At 70.4% G+C, this 25,173-nt stretch carries 21 protein-coding genes; 3 read left to right on the top strand and 18 right to left on the bottom strand.

Annotated features, from left to right (window positions below):
• The 6 genes from GEV27_RS06405 to GEV27_RS06380 form a co-directional block, all read right to left on the bottom strand.
• A complete protein-coding gene (locus GEV27_RS06405) occupies positions 1–615 on the bottom strand; it encodes a hypothetical protein (protein ID WP_153653387.1) in 615 nt (204 codons plus the stop codon).
• Between the two features lie 66 nt (positions 616–681).
• On the bottom strand, positions 682–1,815 hold the full coding sequence (locus tag GEV27_RS06400) for a cysteine desulfurase family protein (RefSeq protein WP_153653388.1): 1,134 nt from the start codon (positions 1,813–1,815) through the stop codon (positions 682–684).
• Between the two features lie 4 nt (positions 1,816–1,819).
• A complete protein-coding gene (gene nadC, locus GEV27_RS06395) occupies positions 1,820–2,662 on the bottom strand; it encodes a carboxylating nicotinate-nucleotide diphosphorylase (RefSeq protein ID WP_153910370.1) in 843 nt (280 codons plus the stop codon).
• Positions 2,663–2,665: 3 nt separating this feature from the next.
• Positions 2,666–4,210 (bottom strand): L-aspartate oxidase, encoded by a 1,545-nt coding sequence (gene nadB / locus GEV27_RS06390; RefSeq protein WP_153933716.1) that lies wholly within the window; start codon positions 4,208–4,210, stop codon positions 2,666–2,668.
• A gap of 29 nt (positions 4,211–4,239) precedes the next feature.
• Positions 4,240–5,496 carry a quinolinate synthase NadA gene (gene nadA / locus GEV27_RS06385; RefSeq protein WP_153910364.1) on the bottom strand — a complete coding sequence of 419 codons (1,257 nt, stop codon included), beginning with the start codon at positions 5,494–5,496 and terminating at the stop codon, positions 4,240–4,242.
• A complete protein-coding gene (locus GEV27_RS06380) occupies positions 5,493–6,179 on the bottom strand; it encodes an NUDIX domain-containing protein (RefSeq protein ID WP_153910362.1) in 687 nt (228 codons plus the stop codon). Before GEV27_RS06380 ends, nadA begins: the two co-directional genes overlap by 4 nt.
• 124 nt (positions 6,180–6,303) lie before the next feature.
• Between GEV27_RS06380 and GEV27_RS06375 the strand changes: the two genes are divergently transcribed.
• Entirely contained in the window at positions 6,304–7,815 is a 1,512-nt protein-coding gene (locus GEV27_RS06375; RefSeq protein ID WP_153933715.1) for an ATP-dependent DNA ligase, read from the top strand.
• A 130-nt stretch (positions 7,816–7,945) separates the two neighbouring features.
• Here GEV27_RS06375 and GEV27_RS06370 read toward each other — a convergent pair whose 3' ends face one another.
• Positions 7,946–8,545 (bottom strand): SPFH domain-containing protein, encoded by a 600-nt coding sequence (locus GEV27_RS06370; RefSeq protein ID WP_194839842.1) that lies wholly within the window; start codon positions 8,543–8,545, stop codon positions 7,946–7,948.
• A 169-nt stretch (positions 8,546–8,714) separates the two neighbouring features.
• Between GEV27_RS06370 and GEV27_RS06365 the strand changes: the two genes are divergently transcribed.
• Together GEV27_RS06365 and GEV27_RS06360 are read left to right on the top strand one after the other, a co-directional pair.
• On the top strand, positions 8,715–9,689 hold the full coding sequence (locus GEV27_RS06365; protein WP_153910356.1) for a sensor histidine kinase: 975 nt from the start codon (positions 8,715–8,717) through the stop codon (positions 9,687–9,689).
• Complete coding sequence (locus GEV27_RS06360; protein WP_208430960.1) at positions 9,686–10,345, top strand: response regulator transcription factor; 660 nt, start codon at positions 9,686–9,688, stop codon at positions 10,343–10,345. The genes GEV27_RS06365 and GEV27_RS06360 overlap by 4 nt, the downstream gene beginning before the upstream one ends.
• Positions 10,346–10,357: 12 nt before the next feature.
• On the opposite strand, the gene GEV27_RS06355 is transcribed toward GEV27_RS06360, so the two are convergent.
• The 11 genes from GEV27_RS06355 to GEV27_RS06305 form a co-directional block, all read right to left on the bottom strand.
• The gene (locus GEV27_RS06355; protein ID WP_153910353.1) at positions 10,358–11,044 is read right to left on the bottom strand and encodes a hypothetical protein; all 687 of its coding nucleotides are present in this window, start codon (positions 11,042–11,044) and stop codon (positions 10,358–10,360) included.
• 52 nt (positions 11,045–11,096) lie between these two features.
• A complete protein-coding gene (locus tag GEV27_RS06350) occupies positions 11,097–14,498 on the bottom strand; it encodes an error-prone DNA polymerase (protein WP_153933714.1) in 3,402 nt (1,133 codons plus the stop codon).
• Between the two features lie 84 nt (positions 14,499–14,582).
• On the bottom strand, positions 14,583–16,088 hold the full coding sequence (locus tag GEV27_RS06345) for a DNA polymerase Y family protein (protein WP_153933713.1): 1,506 nt from the start codon (positions 16,086–16,088) through the stop codon (positions 14,583–14,585).
• A gap of 10 nt (positions 16,089–16,098) precedes the next feature.
• Positions 16,099–16,755 carry a hypothetical protein gene (locus tag GEV27_RS06340; RefSeq protein ID WP_153653408.1) on the bottom strand — a complete coding sequence of 219 codons (657 nt, stop codon included), beginning with the start codon at positions 16,753–16,755 and terminating at the stop codon, positions 16,099–16,101.
• Between the two features lie 71 nt (positions 16,756–16,826).
• Positions 16,827–18,539, bottom strand: a complete 1,713-nt coding sequence (locus tag GEV27_RS06335) for an ABC transporter ATP-binding protein (RefSeq protein ID WP_153653410.1) — start codon at positions 18,537–18,539, stop codon at positions 16,827–16,829.
• Positions 18,536–19,507 (bottom strand): ABC transporter permease, encoded by a 972-nt coding sequence (locus GEV27_RS06330; protein ID WP_153653412.1) that lies wholly within the window; start codon positions 19,505–19,507, stop codon positions 18,536–18,538. The genes GEV27_RS06335 and GEV27_RS06330 overlap by 4 nt, the downstream gene beginning before the upstream one ends.
• Positions 19,500–20,429, bottom strand: a complete 930-nt coding sequence (locus GEV27_RS06325; protein ID WP_153653414.1) for an ABC transporter permease — start codon at positions 20,427–20,429, stop codon at positions 19,500–19,502. The genes GEV27_RS06330 and GEV27_RS06325 overlap by 8 nt, the downstream gene beginning before the upstream one ends.
• Before the next feature lie 135 nt (positions 20,430–20,564).
• Positions 20,565–22,217, bottom strand: coding sequence for an ABC transporter substrate-binding protein (locus tag GEV27_RS06320; protein ID WP_153653416.1), 1,653 nt, complete (start codon positions 22,215–22,217; stop codon positions 20,565–20,567).
• 234 nt (positions 22,218–22,451) lie between these two features.
• Positions 22,452–23,399 carry an electron transfer flavoprotein subunit alpha/FixB family protein gene (locus GEV27_RS06315; protein ID WP_153653418.1) on the bottom strand — a complete coding sequence of 316 codons (948 nt, stop codon included), beginning with the start codon at positions 23,397–23,399 and terminating at the stop codon, positions 22,452–22,454.
• Between the two features lie 15 nt (positions 23,400–23,414).
• Positions 23,415–24,194 (bottom strand): electron transfer flavoprotein subunit beta/FixA family protein, encoded by a 780-nt coding sequence (locus tag GEV27_RS06310; protein WP_208430961.1) that lies wholly within the window; start codon positions 24,192–24,194, stop codon positions 23,415–23,417.
• Positions 24,195–24,390: 196 nt separating this feature from the next.
• Entirely contained in the window at positions 24,391–25,167 is a 777-nt protein-coding gene (locus GEV27_RS06305) for a hypothetical protein (RefSeq protein WP_153933712.1), read from the bottom strand.
• Between the last annotated feature and the right edge of the window lie 6 nt (positions 25,168–25,173).

Below are 25,173 nucleotides of genomic sequence, written 5' to 3'. Positions count from 1 at the left end.
TCAGCGCCGGCAGTCCTGCTGGAGTCGGTCCGTGTCGACGGAGGTCAGGATCCACCGACCGTCGTCGCGGCTCAGCCGCGCGGTGGTCCAGTAGAAAGGCGTGACGTCCTCGACCGGGTTGTCATCTGCGTCGACCTCGAAGCTGAAGTTCTCCGAGCAGGCCCGGAGCACAGCCGAGTCGCCGTCCACCGAGACCCCCAGCACGTGGTCGCGCGTCCACCCGACGCTGCGGTGGTTCCTCGCCTTGAGGAGGTCGAGGTAGTCCATGACGTCCTTCAGGGGCTTGCCCCGGGACCGGTCGAGCCCGGGCGCGGGCTCGAGCTCGTCGTAGGTGGTGGCGACCGCGTCCCAGTAGATCATCCAAGCCTCCACGACCGACTTCTCCTCCGCGGTCTTGGCCACGCTGCTGCCCAGCACCGTGATGGCGACCTTGGCCGCCTCCGGCGTCGTGGTCGGCAGCGGCGTCTCGGTCGGCGTCGGTGCCTCGGTCTGTGTCGGTGAGGTCGTCGCCGCGGAGGTCGTCCTGGCAGGCGTGCTCGTCCGGGTGTCGTCACTGCCTCCGCAGGCCGACAACAGCAGGACCGGGACGGTGATCAGCAGCACCCGACGTTTCATGGTCTCCCCCGAAGATGAACAGCCTGTCGCTCACCCTAGGCGTTCGTGCCCCCGCGCGGGGCGGATTCAGCGCGGTGCTCCCCGGCCGCTGACGCTGGCTACGGCCCGGACGAGCTCGTCCGCCGCCGTGTCGAGGTCGTCGCTCGTCGTCGTACGCCCGAACGTGAACCGGACCGCGGTCTGGGCCACCTCGGGCTCGAGGCCCATCGCGAGCAGGACGTGGGACGGGTCATCGCTGCCGGCCGCGCACGCCGAGCCGCTGGAGCAGACGATGCCGCGCGCCTGCAGCTCGACCAGGATCGATTCGCCGCTCGTGCCTGCGAAGACGAAGGATGCACTGCCGGGCAGCCGGTGCGCGACGTCCCCGGTGAGCGCTGCGCCCGGAGCCTCCGCGAGGACGCGGGCGATGAACGCATCGCGTCGGGCGACGACCTCGTCGTTGCTGCCGCCCGCGAGGCGCAGAGCAGCGGCCATGCCGACCGCCGCGGCGACGTTCTCGGTGCCGGAGCGTCGTCCCCCCTCCTGCCCGCCGCCGTGCAGCAGCGGCTCGAACGGGACGCGCCGCTGGACGTACAGGACGCCGATGCCCTTGGGCGCGCCGATCTTGTGCCCCGAGATGCTCAGCGCCTGGACGCCGAGGCGGGTGACATCGAGGTCCAGCCAGCCCGCCCCCTGCACCGCGTCGGTGTGGAACGGGACGCCGTGGGCCGCGGCGAGCCGCGACAACGTCTCGACCTGCTGGATCGTCCCGACCTCGTTGTTGGCCAGCTGGATGCTGACCAGCGTCGTGTCGTCCCGCAGTGCCGCGGCGAGCGTGTCGGGCTGGACCATCCCTTGTCCGTCGACGGGGAGCACCGTGATCTCGTAGCCGATGCGGCCCAGGAACTCCGCCGACTCCAGCACCGCCGGGTGCTCGACCGCGGACACCACGACGTGCCGACCTCGGGGTGCTGCCAGCGCGATGCCCTTGATCGCGGCGTTGTCGGACTCGGTGCCGCCGGAGGTGAACGTGATCTCCGACGACCGCGCACCCAGCGCCTGCGCGACGTCGGCGCGGGCCTGCTCGAGCGCCCGGGCAGCCGACTCCCCCACCTCGTGATGGCTCGAGGGGTTGCCGAACTCGGGCCCGAGGAAGGGCCACATCGCCTCGAGCACCTCGCGCTTGACCGGCGTGGTGGCCGCCTCGTCGAGGTAGATCACGGGCTCAGGACACCGACATGTCGAGGCCGAGGTCGAGCGCCCGCACGCTGTGGGTGAGGGCACCGACCGAGATGACGTCGACGCCGGTGCGGGCGATGTCGGCGATCGTGTCGAGCGTGACTCCGCCGCTGGCCTCGACCAGCGCTCGCCCGGCGATCTTCGCGACGCCCGCACGCAGGTCGTCCAGACTGAAGTTGTCGAGCATGATGGTGTGCGCGGCGCCGGACTCCAGCACCGCGTCGATCTGCTCGAGCCGGTCGACCTCGACCTCGATGTGGGTCGTGTGGGGCAGGTCGATCCGCGCCTGCCGCAGTGCCGCCGTCACGTCGGGGATGACCGCGAGGTGGTTGTCCTTGGCCATCACGGCGTCCGACAGCGAGTAGCGGTGGTTGTGGCCCCCACCGCAGCGCACCGCGTGCCGCTCGAGCGCCCGCAGTCCCGGGGTGGTCTTGCGCGTGTCGACGACGCGGGCGGCGGTGCCGGCGACCGCCTCGACATACGTCCGGGTGAGGGTCGCGATGCCGCTCATGCGCTGCACCAGGTTGAGTGCGACCCGCTCGGCCTGCAGGACCGATCGCGCCGGGCCCTCGACCCGGGCCAGCACCGAGCCCCGGTCGAACGCCTCGCCGTCGGCGGCCTCGAGGGTCACCTTGACGGTGGGGTCCAGGGTCGTCATCGCGATCTCGAAGACCTCCGCGCCCGCCAGGACGCCGGGCTCGCGGGCGACCAGCTCGGCCCGGGCGACCGCGGTCGGCGGCACCAACGTCTGCGAGGTGAGGTCACCGAAGGGGGCGTCCTCGTCCAGGGCCAGGTCCACGACCCGCTGGATCTGTCGGCGTTCAAGCATGTGTCACACCTTCTGCTGGGTCGTGGCGCCGATCGCCGAGTGGGTGGCCTGCGCGGCATCCGTGTGCGGGAAGTCGGTGCGGTAGTGGCCGCCGCGCGACTCCTCGCGGGCCAGGGCGCTGGCCACGACCGCGCGTGCGACGACCAGCAGGTTGGCGTCCTCGGCCGCCTTGGCGTCCGTGACCGCGGGCGAGCGCCAGCGTCGGAGCTCTGCCGCGGCCTGCTGCAGCTCCGCCCCGTCGCGAGCCAGTCCCGCGGCGTCCCACATGAGCTGCTGCAGGTCCGCCCGGCTGACGTCCTGCGCGTCGGGGTCCTCGGACAGGTCGAGCTCGATCGGGACCTGCCACTGCTCGTCGAAGTCGTCGATCGGTGGCGAGGACAGGAGTCCCTCGACGACCCGCGAGCCGTACACGGCACCCTCGAGCAACGAGTTGGAGGCGAGCCGGTTGGCGCCGTGGAGGCCGTTGCAGGCGACCTCGCCCACGGCGTACAGGCCCGAGATCGAGGTGCGGCCCCACTCGTCGGTGCGGACGCCGCCCATGTAGTAGTGCGCGGCCGGGGTGACCGGGATCGGAACCGTGCTCCAGTCATGGCCCTGCGCGCGGCACGCCGCATCGATGTTGGGGAAACGGCGGGCCAGGAACTCCGCGCCCAGCGCGGTGGCGTCCAAGCAGACCGGGCCGTGGTTCTTCGCCCTCATCTGCTGCGCGATGGCGCGGGCGACGACGTCGCGGGGAGCCAGCTCGGCGTCGGGGTGCACGTCGGGCATGAACCGGTGGCCGTCGGCATCGATCAGCACCGCACCCTCACCGCGTACGGCCTCGGAGATCAAGAAGTTGCCCGGTGCGTCCAGCGACGTGGGGTGGAACTGGTAGAACTCCAGGTCGGCCGCGACCGCACCCGCGCGCAGGGCCATCGCCAGCCCGTCGGCCGTCGCGACGCCGGGGTTGGTCGTGCAGGGGAACAGCTGGCCGGCCCCGCCGGTCGCCAGGATCACGGCGTCGGCGCGGAGCACCTCTCCACCCAACAGGCTCACGCCCACACAGCGGCCGTCCTCGACGACGAGGTCGACGACGGTGGTCCGCTCACGGATCGCGACGGCGCTCTCGCGCAGACGGTCGATCAGGGCGTACGCGATCGCGGCCCCCGTCGCGTCGCCGCCCGCGTGGAGGATGCGGGCGAAGGCGTGCGCGGCCTCCAGCCCGTGCGAGAGCTGGCCGTCGTGGCGGTCGAACGGCACACCCCGAGCGATGAGCTCGTCCATCGCGGCCGGCCCCTCCGCGCACAGGATGCCGACCGTCTCGGCGTCACCGAGGCCGGCGCCCGCGACGAGCGTGTCGGCGACGTGCGAGGCGACGCTGTCGCCCAGCGTGGGGGCTCCGGGATCGGCCATGTCGTCGATCACGACGGCGACCCCGCCCTGCGCGTAGCGGGTGTTGCTCTCGGCGAGGTCGGCCTTCGTCACCAGGGTGACGTCGTGCGTGTCCACGGCCTCGAGGGCCGCGGTCATGCCCGCGACTCCACTGCCGACGATGATGATGCTGCTCATGGCACGTCCTTACCTGGGCTTACCTGGGCTTACCTGGGGAGCGCCGCGAGCATGCGCTCGAGCGCGATCCTCGCGTCGGAGGCGACGTCGTCGGGGACGACGATCTGGTTGTGGACCTCGCCGGCGACGAGGCCGTCCAGGGTCCACGCGAGGTAGCCGGGGTGGATCCGGTACATCGTCGAGCACGGGCACACCACCGGGTCGAGGCAGAAGATCGTCCGGTCGGGGAACTCCGCGGCGAGGCGGTTGACCATGTTGATCTCGGTGCCGATCGCGATCGTGTCCCCGGGCTCCGAGGCGATCACGAACTTGCGGATCGCGTCGGTCGAGCCCGCCGCGTCGGCGGCGTCGACCACCGGCATGGGGCTCTCGGGGTGCACGATGATCTTGACCCCCGGGTGCTCCGCGCGGGCCTGGTCGATCTGGGCGACGCTGAAGCGCTTGTGGACCGAGCAGAAGCCGTGCCACAGGATCACGCGCGCGCTCTCCAGGTCGTCCAGGCTGTTGCCGCCGAGAGGCTTGCGGGGGTTCCACATCGGCATCTGCTCGAGCGGGATGCCCATCGCCTTGGCGGTGTTGCGGCCCAGGTGCTGGTCAGGGAAGAACAGCACGCGCTGGCCCCGCTCGAACGCCCACTCCAGGACCGTCGCGGCGTTGGACGACGTGCAGACGATGCCGCCGTTGCGTCCGCAGAACGCCTTGAGCGCGGCGGAGGAGTTCATGTAGGTCACCGGGATGACCGGCTGCTTGCCGTCGGCGTCCGGCTCGGTGCCGTAGAGCTCGAGCAGGTCCTCCCAGCACGCCTCGACCGAGTCCTCGTCGGCCATGTCGGCCATCGAGCAGCCGGCGGCCAGGTTGGGCAGGATGACCTGCTGCTCGGGCCGGGCCAGGATGTCGGCGGTCTCGGCCATGAAGTGCACGCCGCAGAACACGATCGTGTCGGCGTCCGGCTTGGTCAGCGCGGCGTTCGCGAGCTGGAACGAGTCGCCCACGAAGTCGGCGTACTGGATGACCTCGTCGCGCTGGTAGAAGTGGCCGAGGATGACCAGCCGGTCGCCCAGCGTCTCCTTCGCGGCCCGGATGCGCGCGTGCAGCTCGTCGTCGCTCATCCGCTGGTACGCCGCGGGGAGCTGGCCCGGTCGGACGACCGGCTCGGGGACGCGGTCGTCCTCGGACGCTCCCGGCCCGTAGCCGGGGAACTGGTCGAACTCCCACGGGCCCTTGGCGAGCTCGACGTCGCAGCTCGCGGCCGGCTTCTCGACGATCTGGGTGTGGACGGAACTCATCGTGGCTCCTCGGTTGAGGGCGCGCCGGCCTCGAAGCGGAACAGCGCGGGGGGACGGTGGCTCGTGCCCTGCAGGCACGTGCCCGTGGGGACGAGGGTCTTGGTGGCCAGCGCCTGGCGGCGGAAGTTGGCCGGGTCGAGGGTCGTGCGCAGGACCGCCTCGTGGACCGCCCGCAGCTCGGCGAGGGTGAACTCCTCGGGCAGGAACGCGTGGGCGATCGGCGTGTAGGTGATCTTGGCCCGCAGCCGCGCCAGGGCGTAGTCGATGATCTCGGTGTGGTCGAACGCCAGCGGCGGCAGCTCGTCGGCGACGAACCACTCGACGTTCTCGCCGTCCACCGCCCGGGCGACCTCGTCGGGACGCACCAGCGCCCAGTAGACGATCGAGACGACCCGCTCGTCGGGCGAGCGGTCGACGTTGCCGAACGCGTACAGCTGCTCGAGGTAGTGGGGGGTCAGTCCGGTCGTGCGCTCGAGGGTGTGCCGGGCGCTGGCCGCGAGGTCCTCGTGGGCCTCGAGCGGTCCGCCGGGCAGGGCCCACTGACCCTCGTACGGATCACGGATGCGGCGCACGAGCGGGAGCCACAACGTCATCTCCCCGGTCTCGGGGTGCGGTCGCAGGGCGAAGATCACGGTCGACACGGCCAAGGACACCCGCTGGTCGATCGCCGAGGAGGTCTCCATGACGTACCTCCTGCGCTCGGTGCCCCGACTTAAGGTGTCAGTGACTTTAAGAGAACGGTAACCGACCCTTAGAGTCACGTCAACACTAAGTCGCAGATCACCCGATCTCGGTCATGATGGGGTCATGCTCCTCGCCGATGTCGTCGCCACGTCCGCGGCGGTGGCCGCCACCTCGTCCCGCTCCGCCAAGGCCGCTGCGCTCGGCGAGCTCCTGCTCCGGACGGCGACCGAGTCTCCCGAGGACATCCCCATCGTGACGTCGTACCTCGCGGGAGCTCTCCGGCAACGGCGCACCGGTCTCGGCTGGCGATCGCTGCAGGATCCCCCGCCGCCCGCGTCCTCCCCCTCGCTGACCGTCGCGGAGGTCGACGCGACGTTCGAGCGGCTGGCCGCGCTGTCGGGTGCCGGCTCGCAACGGGCGCGCGCCGACGCGACGGCCGACCTGATGGCGCGCGCGACCGCCGACGAGCAGTGTTGGCTGCGGGGCGTCGTGACCGGCGAGGTGCGGCAGGGCGCGCTGGACTCACTCGTTCAGGACGGCCTCGCGATCGCCGGTGGCGTGCGGCCGGCGGCGGTCAGGCGGGCCGCGATGATGGCCGGGTCGACGGTCGACATCGCGACCGCGGCACTCACCGGCGGCGAGGAGGCGCTGGCCGCGTTCGTGCTCGCGGTCGGACGTCCGGTGCTGCCGATGCTGGCCTCCACAGCACCCACGGTCGAGGCGGCGATGACCAAGGCCGGTGGCGGACCGGTCGCGGTCGACGCCAAGCTCGATGGCGTACGCATCCAGGTGCACCGCAGCGGGGACGACGTGCTGGTGGTGACGCGCTCGCTCGACGACGTGACGTCCCGGCACCCCGAGGTCGTGGCGGCCGCCCGCGCGCTCCCGTGCCGCGACGTCGTGCTCGACGGCGAGGTGCTGGCCCTCGGCCCGGACGGCCGGCCGCGACCCTTCCAGGAGACGGCGTCCCGGGCCGCCTCGACGTCGGGGGTCGAGCTGACCCCCGCATTCTTCGACCTGCTGCACCTGGACGGCGAGGACTTCGTCGACGCGCCGACCTCGGCCCGGCTCGAGGTGCTCGAGTCGATCGTGCCCGAGCGCTTCCGGGTCGCGCGGGTCGTCACCGCGGACGTCGCGGCGGCGGAGGCCTTCGCCGGCCGGGTGCTCGACCTGGGGCACGAGGGCGTCGTCGTGAAGAGCCTCTCGGCTCCGTACGCCGCCGGACGGCGCGGCGCGACGTGGGTCAAGGTCAAGCCCGTCCACACGCTCGACCTGGTCGTCCTCGCCGTGGAGCGCGGATCGGGACGTCGCAGCGGCTGGCTGTCCAACATCCACCTCGGCGCGCGCGACGGTGACGGCTTCGTGATGCTCGGCAAGACGTTCAAGGGGATGACCGACGAGATGCTCGCCTGGCAGACCGAGCGCTTCGGCGAGCTGCAGACCGCCGACGACGGCTACGTCGTGACCGTCCGGCCGGAGCAGGTCGTCGAGATCGCGTTCGACGGCGTGCAGCGGTCCACCCGCTACCCCGGCGGCGTCGCCCTGAGATTCGCCCGCGTCATCCGCTACCGCGACGACAAGACCCCCGCCGAGGCCGACACCCTCGAGACCGTCCGCACCCACCTCACCCCCTGACGCTCCCCCGGGTTGCCGGTTTCCCACGGGACCGTGGGGTTTAGTCACTCCCCTCGGGTCGCAACGCGAGGGAAGTGACCAAGACGCGCGGGAAGCGGCTCAGCAGGCGGGACGCCCGGGGCGGCCGCGCTCATCGGGCCCGGACGTCCCCGTCCACCGCGCGAAGCAGATCGGCCGTCAGCAGCGCCTCGACGTCGCCGACGTCCAACGAGATGACCTCGACGCCCCACGCGGACGTCACCCCCGTCGTGAGGGTCGGCAGGTCCGACTCGAAGCGCTGGCGTGCGACCAACAGGTCGGCGAAGCGCGTGCACGCGATCTCGCGGCCGAGATGGGCCTCGAGGGCGGCGAACGTCGCCGCGATCGGGTCGTCGGCCGCCACGACCGCCCGCGCCGGGTCCGTCACGTGCACCTGCGTCGAGGCCCGCACGTGCACCGAGATCCCGTCGAGGGTTGTGGCGGCCACTCCCAGCATCTGGCTCGTGGGCCGCAGCGAGATCGTGGTCCAGCGCTCGAGTCCGGGCACCCGTCGAACCAGGCCGGGACCAGCCACCCGGACCACTCGCCCCAGCCGTGTCACGACAAGACGCTGGTGCTCTGGGACGACCCGCATCGAGGCGAGGACCGCGCCGACCACCAGCACCAGGGCCACGAGCGCCCAACCCGCGGGCGACGGCCCCAGGGAGTCGGTCACGCTGGCTTGCAGGCCATCGATCATCAGGCGGTTCATCGTGGACGGCTCCTTCGAGGGGGTGCCGCAGGAGCTCGAACCCGCTGCTGCGGCCTGATCTCCAGCCTCCCCGACCGGCGCCACGGAAACCATCCGTGCCACCACCCATCTTTCGCCGCGTACGCCTGCCGCTTGGACAAGCGCGCCCGCGATGGGTGAGGCTGGCGCCATGACGACGGCGCTGAACCGGCTCCCCCTCTACTGGCAGATCTGCCTCATCAACGGGCTCGTCTTCCTGATCGGCACGATCGTCCTCGCGCTCTCTCCTGCCACGATCTCGACCCGCGTGCTGGTCTCCGAGGCGATCGTCCTGCTGGTGGGGTTCGTCCTGATCCTGGTGGCGAACGCCCTGCTGGTGCGCTCGACGCTGGCGCCGCTCGAACGTCTGACGCAGCTCAGTGAGCGCGTCGACCTGCAGTCCCCGCGGGAGCGGCTCACCGAGGACGGAGACGGCACCGTCGCCCGACTCGTCCGGGCGTACAACGAGATGCTGGACCGGCTCGAGGCCGAGCGGAGCAGCAGCAACGCCAAGGCGCTGGCCGCACAGGAGGCCGAGCGGCACCGCATCGCCCAGGAGCTGCACGACGAGGTGGGCCAAGGGCTGACGGCGGTGCTGCTCGGTCTCAAGCGCGCTGCCGACCGCGCACCCGACGACATCGCCGACGAGCTGCGGGGCGTCGCCGAGATCGCCCGCTCCAGCCTGGACGAGGTGCGCGACGTCGCCCGGCGCCTGCGCCCGGGCGTGCTGGACGACCTGGGCCTGCTCAGCGCGCTCGCCGCCGCGTGCACCGACTTCACCACCCACAGCGGGGTGCACGTCCGCCGCGGGTTCGCCCCGAGCCTGCCACCGCTGTCGGTCGAGAAGGAGCTCGTGGTCTATCGCGTCGCGCAGGAGGCCCTGACCAACGTCGCCCGCCATGCGCGCGCGAGCACCGTCACGGTGTCCCTGTCGACCCAGGGCGATGCGGTCGTCCTGCTGGTCGCGGACGACGGCGTCGGGATGAACGGCCGGAGCGAGAGCACCGGCATCCGTGGCATGCGCGAGCGCGCCCGACTGGTCGACGGCAGCCTCGTGGTCCGCGGCCGGATCGGTGGCGGCACCGAGGTACGCCTCTCGGTGCCCGTCGCGGCGGTGACGCCGTGAGCACCCGGCCGGACGTGCGGATCCTGCTCGCCGACGACCACGCGCTCGTACGCCGCGGGGTCCGCCTCATCCTCGACAGCGAGCCCGGCCTGAGGGTCGTGGCAGAGGCAGGCGACGGCGCCGAGGCGGTGGAGGCCGTCCGGACCCAGGAGATCGACCTGGCGATCCTCGACGTGTCGATGCCCCGCATGACCGGGCTGCAGGCGGCTCGGGAGATCTCGCGCCGCCGCGATCCCCCGCACATCCTGATGCTCTCGATGCACGACAACGAGCAGTACTTCTTCGAGTCGCTCAAGTGCGGCGCCTCCGGCTACGTCCTGAAGTCCGTCGCGGACCAGGACCTCGTCGGCGCCTGCCATGCGGCCGTCCGCGGCGAGTCGTTCCTCTACCCCGGCGTCATGAGCGCGCTCGTGCGCGACTACCTGGAGCGCCGCCGGCGAGGCGAGAAGGTCTCGGACACGGTCCTGACCCCACGCGAGGACGAGGTGCTCAAGCTCATCGCCGAGGGCTCGACGTCGCGCGAGATCGCCGAAGCCCTCACGATCAGCCTCAAGACCGTCGAGCGGCACCGCTCGAACATCCTGGCCAAGCTCGGCATGCGGGACCGCACGGACCTGACCCGGTACGCGATCCGCGCCGGCCTCGTGGAGCCCTGAGCCTCGACGGACTCAGCGCAGTCGCTTCTGGATCTCCTCGACGATCTGCTCGGCAGGGACGTCGAACGCGGCCGCCGGGATCACCGGATCGGGCCGGGTCCCCTTGAGGTTGATCAGCACACCAGCGGTCTGGCGCTGCTTCGTCTCCCCCCGGGTCCTGCCCCCGACCTGGATGCTCGCGCCGCGGACCCTCGACCACGGGACCTCGATCGCCGTGCGATAGCCGCGGTAGCTCAGGTCCTCGGGTCCCAGCACGACACGCCATCGGTGAAGCCGGCCGGTGACCAGTCGGAACCAGTCGGGCAGACCGAAGACGGTCGCGATCACGACGGCGAAGGCGGCTCCGGGCGACTCGATCGAGTCGACGTCGACGATCGCCTGCACCACGAACGCGGCGGCCAGGATCGGGACCGCCGCCCAGGCGGCGACCAGCGGCCAGACCAGGGATCCGGGCGCCTCGATGATCGTCCTCCCGGCCTCGTCGACCGGCAGCTCCCGGCGCCGACGAGGCAGCACGAAGGCTCGCAGCGCGGCGATCAGGTGCAGCCCGAGGAACACGAGCCCGGCCACGCCGACCACTCGTCCTGCGCCGTCGAGCGCGACTGCCATGGCTGCGAACGAAGCCAGTCCGACGAGGATCAGGACGACGACCCCGGCGACCCACCGGCGCGAGATCAGCCGTTGGCCGGTGGTCAGCATGCTGTCACCCTGTCCCATGCAGCGCCGACCGAGCAAGACCCGTCGGCGCGTCTCAGCGGAAGTCGCGTCCCTGGTGCCGGGCGGGGATCGCCCGACCCGCCTGGGGATAGACCTCCTCGATGCGCATGAGCTTGTCGGCGACCAGGTTGACGACTCCTTCCGGGCTCCGCTCGAGCATGCCGCGGATGACCATGCCGGCCGCATTGCGTCCCACGACCCGGTAGCGCTTCCAGAGCGCCTCGGAGCACACCACGTTGAGCATGCCGGTCTCGTCCTCGAGGTTGAGGAACGTGACGCCGGACGCCGTCGCCGGACGCTGCCGGTGGGTGATGAGCCCGGCCACCTTGACCCGCCGGGACGCCTCCGCGACGGCCGTGTCGGCCACCGAGAGGATGCCCTCGCCCTGCAGCAGGGGGCGCAGGTGCTCGACGGGGTGCGTCTGCGGCGAGATGCGGGTCGACCACAGGTCGGCCATCGTGACCTCGACGTCGCTCATGCCCGGCAGCATCGGCGGCGGTGCCGCGACCTGGGTGCCCTCGAGCTGGTCCTGGCTCTGCGTGTAGCCGGCGTTCCACAGCGCCTGACGGCGCGACAGGCCGAAGCAGTCGAACGCCCCCGCGGTGGCCAACGACTCCATCTGCGCGACGCTCAGCCCGGTGCGACGCGCCACGTCGGCCATGTCGGCGAAGGGACGCAGGTCGCGCTCGGCCACGATCCGCTGCGCCGCCTCACGTCCGATGCCCTGCACCTCGTCGAGGCCGATGCGTACCGCGAACGCCCCGTCGCGGCGGTGCTCGGGTGTCGGGTCGGGGGTGCCGGGCACGAAGTCACCGACCGGCGGCTGGATCCGCTCGAGGCACGCATCACGTCCGGCCGGGCCCGGCTGCCCCTCGACCGGTTCGAGGTCCGCGAGCGCTCCCGAGCGCAGGATGTCGGGGCGCAGGACCGTGACCCCGTGCCGCCGGGCGTCGGTGGTCAGCGACTGGGGCGAGTAGAACCCCATGGGCTGGTTGCGCAGGAGCGCGGCGAGGAACGCGCCCGGATAGTGCAGCTTGAGCCACGAGCTGGCGTAGACCAGCAGCGAGAAGCTGAGCGCATGGCTCTCGGCGAAGCCGAAGTTGGCGAAGGACTTGATCTTCAGGTAGATCAGGTCGGCCTCCTCCTGGCTGAGCCCGTGCTTGGCCATGCCCGCGAAGAGCTTGTCCTCCAGCGACTCGATGCGCTCGATGCCCCGCTTGGAGCCCATCGCGCGCCGCAGGAGATCGGCCTCGTCACCCGTGCAGTCACCGATCGCGATCGCCATCTGCATGAGCTGCTCCTGGAACAAGGGCACGCCCTTGGTCCGCTCCAGCACCGGCTCCAGGATCGGGTGCGGGTAGGTGATGGCTTCCTTGCCCATCGCCCGGCGGATGTACGGGTGCACGGCCCCGCCCTGGATCGGCCCGGGGCGGATCAGCGCGATCTCGATCGCGAGGTCGTACGCCCGACGGGGCTGCAGCCGCGGAAGGGTGCCGATCTGCGCCCGGCTCTCGACCTGGAAGACCCCGATCGAGTCCGCGCGACACAGCATGTCGTAGACCCCGGCCTCCTCCTTGGGGATCGAGTCGAGGTCCCACTGCTCCCCCAGGTGCTCCGCGACGATCCGCATCGTGTGGTCGAGCGCCCCGAGCATGCCGAGCCCCAGCAGGTCGAACTTGACCAGGCCCATGAACTCGCACGCGTCCTTGTCCCACTGCAGGACGGTCCGCTTGTCCATGCGGCCGCGCTCGATCGGGCAGACCTCCCCGACGGGTCGTTCGGTCAGGATCATCCCGCCGGAGTGGATGCCCAGGTGTCGCGGCGCGGTCATCATCTGCCGCGCGAGCCCCACGACCTGCTCGGGGACGCCCTGCACGTCCTCGCTGCCGATCGCACCCCACGCGTCGATCTGCTTGGACCACGCGTCCTGCTGCCCCGGCGAGTGGCCGAGCGCCTTGGCGGCGTCCCGGACCGCCGAGCGGGGACGGTAGCTGATCACGTTGGCGACCTGGGCGGCGTTGTGCCGGCCGTACTGCTCGTAGACCCACTGGATGATCTCCTCGCGCCGGTCGGAGTCGAAGTCGACGTCGATGTCGGGCTCCTCCTCGCGAGTCGTGGCCAGGAACCGCTCGAACGGCAGGTCGTAGAAGATCGAGTCGATCGCGGTGATCTTGAGGGCGTAGCAGAGCGCGGAGTTGGCCGAGGATCCTCGACCCTGGCACAGGATGCCGCGGCGCCGGGCCTCGGCCACGATGTCGTGGACGATGAGGAAGTAGCCCGGGAAGTCCTTCTCCTCGATCACGGCCAGCTCGCGCTCGATGCGCTCGCGGGCGAGCCGCTCGCGGCCCGCATAGCGTTCGCGGATGCCGATCTCGGCCAGGTCGCGCAGGTGCTGCATCGCGGTCTTGCCCTCGGGGATGCCGCGCTTGGGCAGGCGGGGCGTCGCGGCGCGCAGGTCGAACGCGATCTCGTCGGCGAGCGGGACCGTACGCTCGACGGCCCCCGGGAAACGGTGGAACAGTCGACGCATCTCCGCGCCGGAGCGCAGGTGCGCGGCCCCCGTGGCCGGCAGCCAGCCGTCCATGTCGGCGAGGCTGCGCCGGGCCCGGACCGCGGCCATCGACGCCGCCAGGCGTCCTGCGGACGGGCGGGCGAAGTGCACGTTGTTGGTGGCCACCGTGGCCAGGCCGTGGTCGATCGCGAGACCCGCGAGCGCGTCGTTGACCGAGCTGTCGGTCGGGAAGCCGTGGTCGATCAGCTCGACCCCGACCCCGTCGATGCCGAACAGCGCCGTCAACCGGTCCAGGGCGGCCGCCGCAGCGTCACGTCCGCCCGTGGCGAGTGCCTCGCGCACATGCCCCTTGCGGCACCCGGTCAGCACGACCCAGTGGTCGCGGCCCCGCTCGGCGAGCTCCTCGAGGTCGTAGACGGGACGACCCTTCTCATCTCCCCTCAGCTGCGCGTCGGTGATCGCGGCGGCGAGGCGGTGGTAGCCCTCCACCCCACGTGCCAGCACGAGCAGGTGGTTGCCCTCGGGATCGGCGACCCCGTTCTGGGGGCTGCGCAGGCCCAGCGACAGCTCGGCACCGTAGACCGTGCGCAGACCGTGCTGGGGATATTTGCCCGCCTCCTCGGCGAACCGGGGGGCGCCGTAGAAGCCGTCGTGATCGGTGATCGCGAGGCCGTGCAGGCCCAGCGCGATCGCCTCCTCGACCAGCGCGTCGGGGCCACTCGCGCCGTCGAGGAAGGAGAAGTGGCTGTGACAGTGCAGCTCGGCGTAGGGGACGACCGGTCCGCCCGGCGGCGCGATCTCCTTGGGATCGTGCTTGCGCCGCTTGCGGGACCAGCCCGGGGCGTCCCCGCCGTCCGGCTCCGGCCGGCCGGACAACCGGCGCTCGAGCTCGCGCCACGAGATGTCCGGATTGTTCCAGTTCATGTGGCGCAAGTCCGTCCGCGAGTGGCGCGGAAGTGGACGACACGCCGTCCCAGAATCTTCGTTCTGCGCCAGTCGCGGGTCGGGTCAGTCATAGCGGGCCTCGGTCCACCAGTGGCCGCCCTCGACGATCATGAGGAAGGCGCTGCCGTCGACGCCGACGACCTGGAACCGGGCGATCCGGCGCGCCGCCGCCTCGTCCCACCACTGCTCGTCGACCGGCCAGGGTCCGGCCCACGACGCGACGGGCTGCCAGTCCGCACCGGCCGCGGCCCGGAACCGCGTCGGCTCCCCCGACACCATGCCCCGTCCGGTGACGCCGATGGGCTGTCCCTCGGCACCGACGACCATCGCCTGCTGCGGCTCGGGATAGACCGTCGCGGGCGCAGGGGGCGGCAGGCTGCCCGGCCAGGGCAGGCCGACGGCTCGCGCCGCCACGGGACGCTCGCCCCACGGCGCCAGCAGCCGCCGCTGGGCCGGGCCGCGGCCACCCTGCACCGTGACCGAGACGACCGCCTCGTGGCCCACGATGCTCTGCACCCGGGCCACCCCCCGCTCGACCCGCTCGTCGGGGCCGCCGCCGAAGAGGCTGTCGGCGTGGTCACCCAGCGGCTCGGTGACCTCCGGGATCAGCCGCACCGCGTCGACCGGCGCGCGGATCGCACCGTCGACCGACAGCTGCCAACGGACCCGGTCGATGAGATCGGTGGGGCCGAACCAGCGCGGGTGCATCCACCGGCGGGACGTCGCGAGCGAGCCGTCGGCGTCGACCTCGATCAGCACCGTGGTGCACACCAGGCCGTGACCCGCGAGATCGGTCACGAACGCCTCGGCGGTCGTGCGCAGGCTGAACGCGATCGGCTCGACGAGCTCCAGCGGCGGCTCGAGGACCAGGGTCGCCTCGAACTCCGGCGGCACCTGACGTCGGCTGATCGGCTGCGCGTCCTGGCCTCGGGCCAGGCGGTGCAGCAGCGCCCCGTGGGTGCCGAAGCGGGTGTGGACGTCGGCCGCGGGCAGCGACGCGAAGTCGCCCAGGGTCAGCAGCCCCATGCGGCGCAGCAGCCCGACCAGGTCGACGTCGTCGAGGACGTCGATCGGCAGATCGCGCAGGAACTGCGCCGAGCCGCCCTCGGGGACGACCAGGCTGTCCTGCGCGAGCGCCCGGCGGGCGGCCTGCTCGGCGGCGAACAGCCCGTCGGCGACACCCGCGCGGACGTCCCACACGCCGAGCTCGACGAGCCGCTCGGCGATGACCGCTGCGGCCTCGGCCTCGCCGCCGTAGAACCGCGAGGGCACCGAGATCGCGCAGAGCCCTGGCCGCAGCGGGGCGACCCCGGGGCTCAGCTCCTCGATCGCGGTGAGGACCGTCTCGAACGCGCGCGCATCGGCATCGGGGTTGTGCTCGCGCAGGACCAGGTCGGGGCACCGCGACTGGGCGTCGCGGCGGCGCATCCCCCGACGTACGCCCTCGGCGCGCGCGGCCTGCGAGCAGGCCAGCACCTGCCCCTTGTCGAGCACGGCCGCCGGGGTCGAGGCCGGCACGTCGACCGCCACGACCGGCCAGTCCGGCGCCCACAGCACCATCGTCCTCATGACGCGGCCCTCATGACACGCTCCGCAGCCGGCTCGGGGACGGGGTGTCCTCGACGCGACGGATGACCTGGGACGCATCGGGGAGCCACAGCCGTCCGCGCCGGGCGGGAGCCGTGCCGCGCTGCACCTCGACGGTGACCCGGCGCGCCTGCAGGTGGCCGTGCCCCCGGCCGACGCCGACCCACTCGACGTCGCGCATCGAGAGCCGGGCCTCGCTGCGGGGCCAGTCGCCGTAGGCCACCAGGATGCCGCCGCGCTGGCGCAGGCGAGCACTGATGCGGCTCACGTCCTTGGCCGCGACGAAGGACGGGGCGCGCAGCACCACGACGCCCAGGACGTCGATCAGCGCGGCCGTGACCTCGAGCCACGCGTCCCCGGGATCGGGCACCAGGATCGTGCGGCGCAGCTCGACCCCGGCCGCGGCCGCGGCCTCCAGTCCCAGCTCGGCCGTGCCCACGACCCCGCACCAGGCCCCGTCGGCCGACGGCCCCGCCATCAGCGCGACCGCCAGGCTCATCGAGTCGACCGAGTAGGTGGAGCCGGCCTGCAGCTGGAGCAGCCCCGACAGGGCCGGGTGGGTCGCGACCGGCTGGGCGGCGGGCCGGCCCTGCATCTGCTGGACCCGCTCGCGCAGCTCACTGAGGGTCGGGGCTGCTGATGGACTCATTCATCCATCTTCGAACATCTGTTCGAGCGAGTCAATCTGCCCGATGGCGACGTCCCATCAGGCGGACGTCGTCACCGGCCCAGCGAGATCGACCCTCCCGGGATCGCGTCGAGCAGTCGGCGCGTGTACTCCTGCGTCGGGGTGTCGAACACCGCCGAGACCGACGCGGCCTCCACGACCTTGCCGTTCTGCATGACCAGGACGTCGTCGGCGATCTGCCGAACGACGGCCAGGTCGTGCGTGATGAACAGATAGCTCAGGCCGAGCTCGGCCTGCAGGTCGTTGAGCAGCTCGAGGATCTGCGCCTGCACCAGGACGTCGAGCGCCGAGACGGCCTCGTCACAGATCACGACCTCCGGGTCGAGGGCGAGCGCCCGGGCAATGGCCACGCGCTGGCGCTGGCCTCCCGACAGCTCGCCCGGAAAGCGCGACATGACCGTGGTGGGCAGCGAGACCTTGTCGAGCAGGTCGCGGACCTTGGCCTCGCGCTCCTTCTTGGTCCCGATGCCGTGTGTGCGCAGCGGCTCCTCGATCGACTGGTAGATCGAGTACAGCGGGTCCAGCGAGGCGTACGGGTTCTGGAACACCGGCTGCATCTGGCGACGGAGCCTCAGCCGATCCGCACGGCTCTTGAGGTCGGCGACGTTCTTTCCGTCGAAGATCACCTTGCCCGAGGTCGGCGGCAGCAGGTCCAGGACCATGCGGGCCACGGTCGACTTGCCCGAGCCGGACTCCCCCACGATCGCGGTCGTGGTGCCGCGACGCAGGCGGAACGACACGTCGTCGACCGCCGAGAAACCGACCTTCTGCCACGGCTTGGCACCGCGGAGCGTGAAGACCTTGGTGAGGTTCTCGGCGATCAGGATGTCGTCACGCCCCTCGCCCAGCGCCACCGAGCTGTCGGCGACCTCGGCCGCGATCTCCGCCGCGGTCTGGACCGCCTGCTCGCGCACCTCGACGCGCGCCTGCACCGACGACAGTCGCTGCGACGCGATCGACGGGGCCTTGGCCACGAGACGCTGCGTGTACGGGTGCTGGGGATCCTGCAGGATCTCCCGCGCCGGACCGGACTCGACGATCTTGCCGCGATACATCACCACGAGGTGGTCGGCCCGCTCGGCTGCCAGCCCCAGATCGTGCGTGATCAGCATGACCGCGACGCCGAGCGTGGACGTCAGGGTGTCCAGGTGGTCGAGGATCTGCTTCTGCACCGTGACGTCGAGCGCCGACGTCGGCTCGTCCGCGATCAGCAGGCGCGGCCGCGCGGCCAGGCCCATCGCGATGAGCGCGCGCTGGCGCATGCCGCCGGAGAACTCGTGCGGGTACTGACGGGCGCGACGCTCGGCGTCGGGCAGGCCGGCTTCCTCGAGGAGCTCGACGACGCGCTTGTCCGCCTCGTCGCCGCTCGCCACACCGTTGGCGACCAGCGCCTCCTTGATCTGGCGTCCGACCTTCCACAGCGGGTTCAGGTTGGACATCGGATCCTGTGGCACGAGACCGATCGAGGAACCGCGGAGGGCCAGCACGGCCTTGCGGTCCGAATCGGTGATCTCCCGCCCCTCGAACAGGATCTGGCCACCCATGACGTGGCCGGAGCCGGGCAGCAGATCGATGACCGAGTGGGCCAGGGTCGACTTGCCGGACCCGGACTCACCGACGATCGCGATGGTCTGGCCGGGGTAGATCACCAGGCTCGCGCCGTCGACGGCCGTCAGGACCGTCTTCTTGTCGGTACGGAAGCCGACTCGCAGGTCCCGGATCTCGAGCAGGGGGGTCTCGGTCATGACTTCTTCGCCTTCGGGTCGAGGGCTTCTCGGACGGCCTCACCCAGCAGCACGAAGCCGAGGACGGTGATGGCCAGGGCCGTGGCGGGGACCCACATGACGACGAGGTGCTGGCCCGAGCGGACGAGCGTCTGGGCGTCGGCGAGGTCGTTGCCCCACGACACCATGCTCTGCGGGAAGCCCAGCCCCAGGAACGACAGCGAGGACTCGGACACGATGAACACACCGAGCATGATGGTCGCCGAGACGATGACCGGCGACAGGGCGTTGGGCACGATGTGTCGGCGCAGGTTGGACACCTTGGACGCGCCGATGGCGGTGGCCGCGTCGACGAACTCCAGGTTCTTGACCTCCAGCACCGCACCACGCATCTGGCGGGTGATCTGCGGCCAGGCGAACAGCGCGAGCGCCATGACCACCACGAGCACCGAGCCCCAGAACCCGCGGTCGTCCCACAGGTTGTTGATCACCGAGATGACCACGATGCAGGCCAGCAGCAGCGGGATCGAGAAGAAGATGTCGCTGAGGCGCGAGACGATCGTGTCGACGATGCCGCCGTAGAAGCCGGCGATCGCGCCGGTGACCATGCCCAGCACGACCGTGACGACCGTGGCGAGCACGCCGACGGCCACGGACGCACGCGCGCCGTAGACCGTACGTGCCCAGATGTCCGCACCCTGGAAGTTGTAGCCGAACGGGTGGCCCTCGCTCGGCGGGGCGAACTGCTTGCCCAGCGAGGCCTCGTTGGGATCGGCGCTGGTGAACAGCGTCGGGAACGCGACCATGACCGCGAGCACCAGGATGATCAGTGAGGCCAACCAGAACAGCGGCGACTTGCGCAGCCGCTTCCAGGCCTCCTTCCACTGGCTCTCGGGCACGGCGTCGACGTCGACGGCGTCAATTGCGCGCAGCGGCGTCTCGTCGAGTGGGGCGACGAAACGTTCCTGCCCCGGGTGTGTCTCAGACATAACGGATCCTCGGATCGAGAACGGCGTACAGGAGGTCGACGATCAGGCTCATGAACACGTAGATCATGACCATGACTGCCACGACCGCGACGGTCACCGGCGCGTCGCCACGGTTGACCGCCTGGAAGGCGAGGTTGCCGATGCCCTGCACGTTGAAGATGCCCTCGGTGATGATGGCGCCGGCCATGAGCGAGCCGAGGTTGATGCCGATGTACGTCACGACCGGCACCAAGGAGTTGCGCAGCACGTGGTTGCGGATGACCGCGCCCTCGGGCAAGCCCTTGGCACGGGCAGTCCGCACGTGGTCGGCAGTCATGTTGTTGGCGACCGAGGTGCGGGTCAGGCGGGTCGTGGTCGCGATGTTGGCGATGGCCAGGACGAAGGCCGGCAGGAGGAGCTTGCCCACGGTCCAGTCGCCGCCCACCGTCGCGCTGAAGATCGCGAACTTGACGCCGAACAGGAACTGCAGGACGAAGCCGACCACGAAGATCGGGATCGACAGCAGGATCAGCGAGATGACCAGCGTGATCGAGTCGAACCAGCCGTTGCGGCGCAGACCGGCGATCGTGCCGACGACGATGCCGATGATCGCGTCCATCAGCAGGGCCATGAGGGCCAGGGTCGCGGTGACGGGCAGGGCGTTGCGGATCTTCTCGAACACCGGCTGTCCGTCGAGCCCGACGAAGTCGGGGTTGAACGTCACGACGTCCTTGAGGAAGTACAGCCACTGGACGAGGAAGAAGTCGTTCATGTGGTACTGGTCCCGGATGGCCTGACGAACTTCGTCGGACACCGGCTTGTTGCCGATCAGACCGTTGATGGGATCACCGGGCCGCAGGAACACCAACGCGTAGATGATGAGAGTGGCCCCGAGAAAAACCGGGATGGTCTGGAGCAGTCGCTTGGCGACATACCACCACACGAGGCCTCCTGGGATGTGAAGGGTGGGGCTGGAGCACGTTCACCTGGTCAAGGGACATGGTGCACCCAGTTCGGACGCGGCGCACGGGGGCAGTCCTGGTGAGGACTGCCCCCGCGGCCGATGGTGCCGGTCGAACTACTTCGTCAGAGCGTAGTAGTCCGGCTTCTGCTTCCAGTTGAACTTGAAGTCCTTCAGATCCGTCGTCGTCACTGCGGTGGCGTTCTGGTACCACAGCGGGATGGCCGGAAGGTCCTTCAGGAGGACGGACTGCGCCTCGCTGATCAGCTTGTAGCGCTCGTCGTCCGAGGCGGCGGAGGCCTCGGAGACCAGCTTGTCGAAGTCCTTGTTGCTGTAGTCACCGTCGTTCGAACCGGCGCCCGTGGCGTAGATCGGTCCGAGGTAGTTCAGCATCGACGGGTAGTCGGCCTGCCAACCGGTGCGGAACGGCGTCTTGATCGTCCGGTCGGTGATGACCGTGCGGAGCTCGTCGAACGTCGGGTACGCCTTCGGCGCAGCATCGATGCCCAGCGTGTTCTTGATCTGGTTGGCCATCGCCTCGGAGAACTCCTTGTTGCCCGCTCCGTCGTTGTTGTAGGCCAGCTCGAACTTGCCGTCCCACTTGCTGATCTTGTCAGCCTCGGCCCACTTCTTCTTGGCCTCGTCGGGGTTGAACTTCAGCACCTCGTTGCCGGGCACCTTGTCGGTCCAGCCGTCGAGCACCGGCGACGTGAAGTCGCTGGCAGGCGTACGGGCGTTGTTGAAGATCTTCTCGGTGATCTCGGGGCGGTTGATCGCCATCGAGATGGCCGCACGACGCAGCTCGCCCTCTTCACCCTTGAAGTGCTCGAGGCGCTCGGGGATCGTGAAGGAGGAGAAGCTCGAGCCGGGCTCGTTGTACGCCTTGATGGCCGAGTCGCTCTCGAACGTGGTCAGGGCGCTCGGCGGGACCTGGTCCAGGACGTCGAGGTTGCCCGACTGCACGTCGGTGTAGGCCGAGTCGGTCGAGTTGTAGAACTTGAAGACCAGTCCGCCGTTCTTCGGCTTGTGGACACCCTTGTAGTCAGGGTTGGGCTCGAGGGAGATCTGCTTGTTCTTCTCCCAGCCGCTCTTGGTCAGCTTGTACGGGCCGTTGCCGATCGGGGCGTCACCGTACTCCTTGGTGATCTTGCCCGACTCGTCGTACGCGCTGTCCGGCACCGGCATGTAGGCCGAGTAGCCAAGACGCAGCGGGAAGTCCGACTCCGGCTCCTTCAGCGTGATCGAGAACGACGTGTCGTCCAGCACCTTCAGGCCCGAGACGGTGTCGGAGCCCTTCTCGGTGTTGCCGACCTCGTCGGTGCCCTTGATCGGGTAGAAGAAGTAGTTGTTGAGCTGCTTGTTCTTCGGGTTGGCGCCGTAGTTCCAGGCCTTCACGAAGGAATCCGCGGTGACGGGGGTGCCGTCGGTGAACTTCCAGTCGTCCTTGAGCTTGACGGTCCAGACAGTGCTGTCCTCGTTGGGCTCGATGGACTCGGCGACCTCGTTGGTGACCGAACCGTCGGTGTTGTACGCCACGAGACCGGAGAAGAGGTTGTCGAGCGGGTCTCCGCCGCCGACCTCGTTGGTCGCGGTCGGGATCAGCGGGTTCTGCGGGTTGGTGCCGTAGACCGAGATGACCTTGTCGGTGGAGCCGCCACCGCCGCCACCCTCGCTCTTGTCATCGCTTCCGCCACCGCAAGCAGCCAGTGTCAGGCTGCTGGCCGCGATCAACGCCACACCCGCAAGGCGGGTACGCCGAGAGAGTCGCATGGATTCCTCCTGTGTTTGTCTGGCGCGCTGGCGCGCGCCCCCCTATGCCTATCACCGCGATCCAGTCCACAAACAGCGTGACAGGCCGCCTTAACCAAGTTGACACCAAAGAATGTCAATAGTTCTGAGGGATCATCGGCGCTGGTCACTCCGAGTGAATCCCTGTCTCCCACGTACGACGCCCGGCCTCCGCTGTCAGCGGTGACCGGGCGCCGTCTCGAAGCGGAAGCTGTGTCAGCCCTTGCGCTTCTTGACCTCTTCGGTCGCCTGCGGGAGCACCGACTTCAGATCGCCTACGACGCCGAAGTCGACGAGCTCGAAGATCGGCGCCTCGTCGTCCTTGTTGACCGCGACGATCGTCTTGGACGTCTGCATGCCCGCACGGTGCTGGATGGCACCGGAGATGCCGTTCGCGACGTACAGCTGCGGAGAGACCGTCTTGCCGGTCTGACCGACCTGGAAGCTGTGCGGGTACCAGCCGGAGTCGACCGCTGCGCGGGAAGCGCCCACGGCTGCACCGAGGGTGTCGGCGAACGCCTCGACCTCGGTGAAGTCGCCACCGGTGCCACGGCCGCCGGAGACGACGATCGCGGCCTCCGTCAGCTCAGGACGGCCCGAGGCCTCCTTGACCTTGGTCGAGGTGATCTTCGCGGTCTTGGCCGCCTCGGACACCTCGGCGGTCTTCGCCTCGACCGCACCCGCGCCGGCAGCGGCCTCGGGCGTCGTCGAGTTGGGCTTGACCGTGATGACCGGCGCGCCCTTGGTGATGGACGACTGCACCGTGAAGTTGCCGGCGAAGACCGACTGCGTCGTGGTGACGCTGTCGCCGCTGGCCTGGACGTCGACCGCGTCGCTGATCCAGCCGGACTCGGTCTTCAGCGCCACGCGGGCACTGATCTCCTTGCCCTCGGTGCTCGCGCCGACCAGGACCGCCGCGGGCGACGTCTCGGTGACGAGCTGGGCCAGGGCCTCAGCCTTGGGACCCACGAGGAACTCCGAGTAGACCGCGTCGTCGTACGTGTAGATCTTCTCCGCGCCGTACTGCGTGAGGGTGTCGGTGTCAGCGCTGCCGAACACGACGGCCGACGGCTCGCCGATGCGGCGGGCGATCGTCAGCAGCTCCAGCGAGGGCTTGGTGACCTTGCCGTCGGGAGCGTCGATGAGGACGAGTACTTCAGTCATGTGTCAGTGCCCTTCTCAGACGAACTTCTTGGCGGCGAGGAACTCGACGAGCTTGGCGCCGCCGTCTCCCTCGTCGGTGACGATCTCACCGGCGGTGCGCGGCGGGCGGGGCTCGTAGGACTCGACCTTGGTCCACGCGTTGTCCAGACCGACCGAGGACGCGTCGACGCCGATGTCCTCCAGCGTCCACTCCTCGACGGGCTTCTTCTTGGCGGCCATGATGCCCTTGAAGGACGGGTAGCGGGCCTCACCGGTCTGATCGGTCACCGACACGACGAGCTTGCCCGACGCCTCGATCTCCTGCGTCGCGACGTCGCCGTCGCGGCGGATCTTGACCGTGTCGCCGTCGACCGTGATCTCCGAGGCGAACGTGACGGCCGGCAGGCCGAGGCGCTCGGCGACCAGCGTCGGGACGACGCCCAGTCCGCCGTCGGTCGAGGCCATGCCGAAGAACACCATGTCGTACTCGAGCTTCTCGATAGCCTTCGCCAGGATCAGCGACGTCGCGAAGGCGTCCGAGCCGTGGATCGCGTCGTCCTGCACGTGGACGCCGGCGTCGGCACCCATCTGCAGGGCCTTGCGCACCGCGTCGGCTGCATCCTCGGGACCGACGGTCAGGACGGTCACCTCACCGTCACCGGCCTCGACGACCTGGAGCGCCTGCTCGACCGCGTACTCGTCGAGCTCTGACAGCAGACCGTCGACGCCCTCGCGATCGACGGTGTTATCGGCGCTGAAGGTCCGGTCTGCGGTCGCATCCGGCACGTACTTCACAGCGACAACGATTTTGGTCACAAGGACCCTCCTGTGAATTCTGGGTCACGGCGCCCAGTCGGGCGTCGCGGCAGTCTGGGACTGTTCGCGGGCCACCATTCCATGCCGTTGGGGGGCTCGGGTGAGGCGGCCCTACTTCATCTGAATGTTACCCAGCCGTAGTAATGCGGGCGATATGTCTGCCGCATGGGCTAGGTCACACCGCGAGCCGGCTGGCTCAGCCCTGGAGCCGCGCTCGCAGCAAGGACTGGGCCAGGACGCCGATGACCAGGTACGCCATCGAGCCCGCACCCCAGGCCACGAGCGACTCCTTCACCTCGGCGTCCTTGCCGGAGAACGAGAAGACGTCCCGCAGCGGGCCGACCAGGAGGTCGCAGACCGAGGTCACCGTGTCGTACGCCGAGCTCCCCTCCCCCGCCCCGAGCGCGACCAGCAGCGCGCCGACCGCCAGGACGAACGAGCAGAGCAGGCCGACCGCGCCGACCGCGCCCGCGAGCAACGAGACCGCCCGGCGCCCGGCGGTCCCGCCGTCGCGCCCACGCTCACGCCGGAGACGTTCGAGCAGTCCCTTCCGGGGCTCGCGCGGGGCCTCGACGATGTGATCGCGCGTGGCCGCGCGGCGGGCCTCCCGCTCCCGGCGGGTGGCCTCCTTCACCTCGGCGCGCTCCCGACGAGCCTGTGCCCTGGCTGTCTCACCCGCAGGACGCGCGGTCTCGCGGCGCGGCGCCGGCTCGTCGACGACCATGACCTCGGGAGCATGCTGCTCCGCGAGCTGCTGGTCCACACGGGCTGCGGCGCGGGCCCGCTCCACCTCGGCCCGCTTGGCCTCCCGAGCCTCGGAGCGCTCGCGGAACCTGGCCTCCTTGGCCTCACGACGCGCCTGGGCGCCCTGCTCGCGCTCCCGCCTCCTCGCCTGCCTCGCGGCTTCGCGCTCACCGTGGGCTGCGGCCTTCGCGTCCTTCCGGACGTCTGCGGTCGCTACGCCCTGCGTCACGGGGGA

Origin of the sequence: Aeromicrobium sp. S22, assembly GCF_009661045.1 — a bacterium.
Taxonomy (GTDB): domain Bacteria; phylum Actinomycetota; class Actinomycetes; order Propionibacteriales; family Nocardioidaceae; genus Aeromicrobium; species Aeromicrobium yanjiei.
This window is presented reverse-complemented; position numbering and strand designations above follow the sequence as displayed.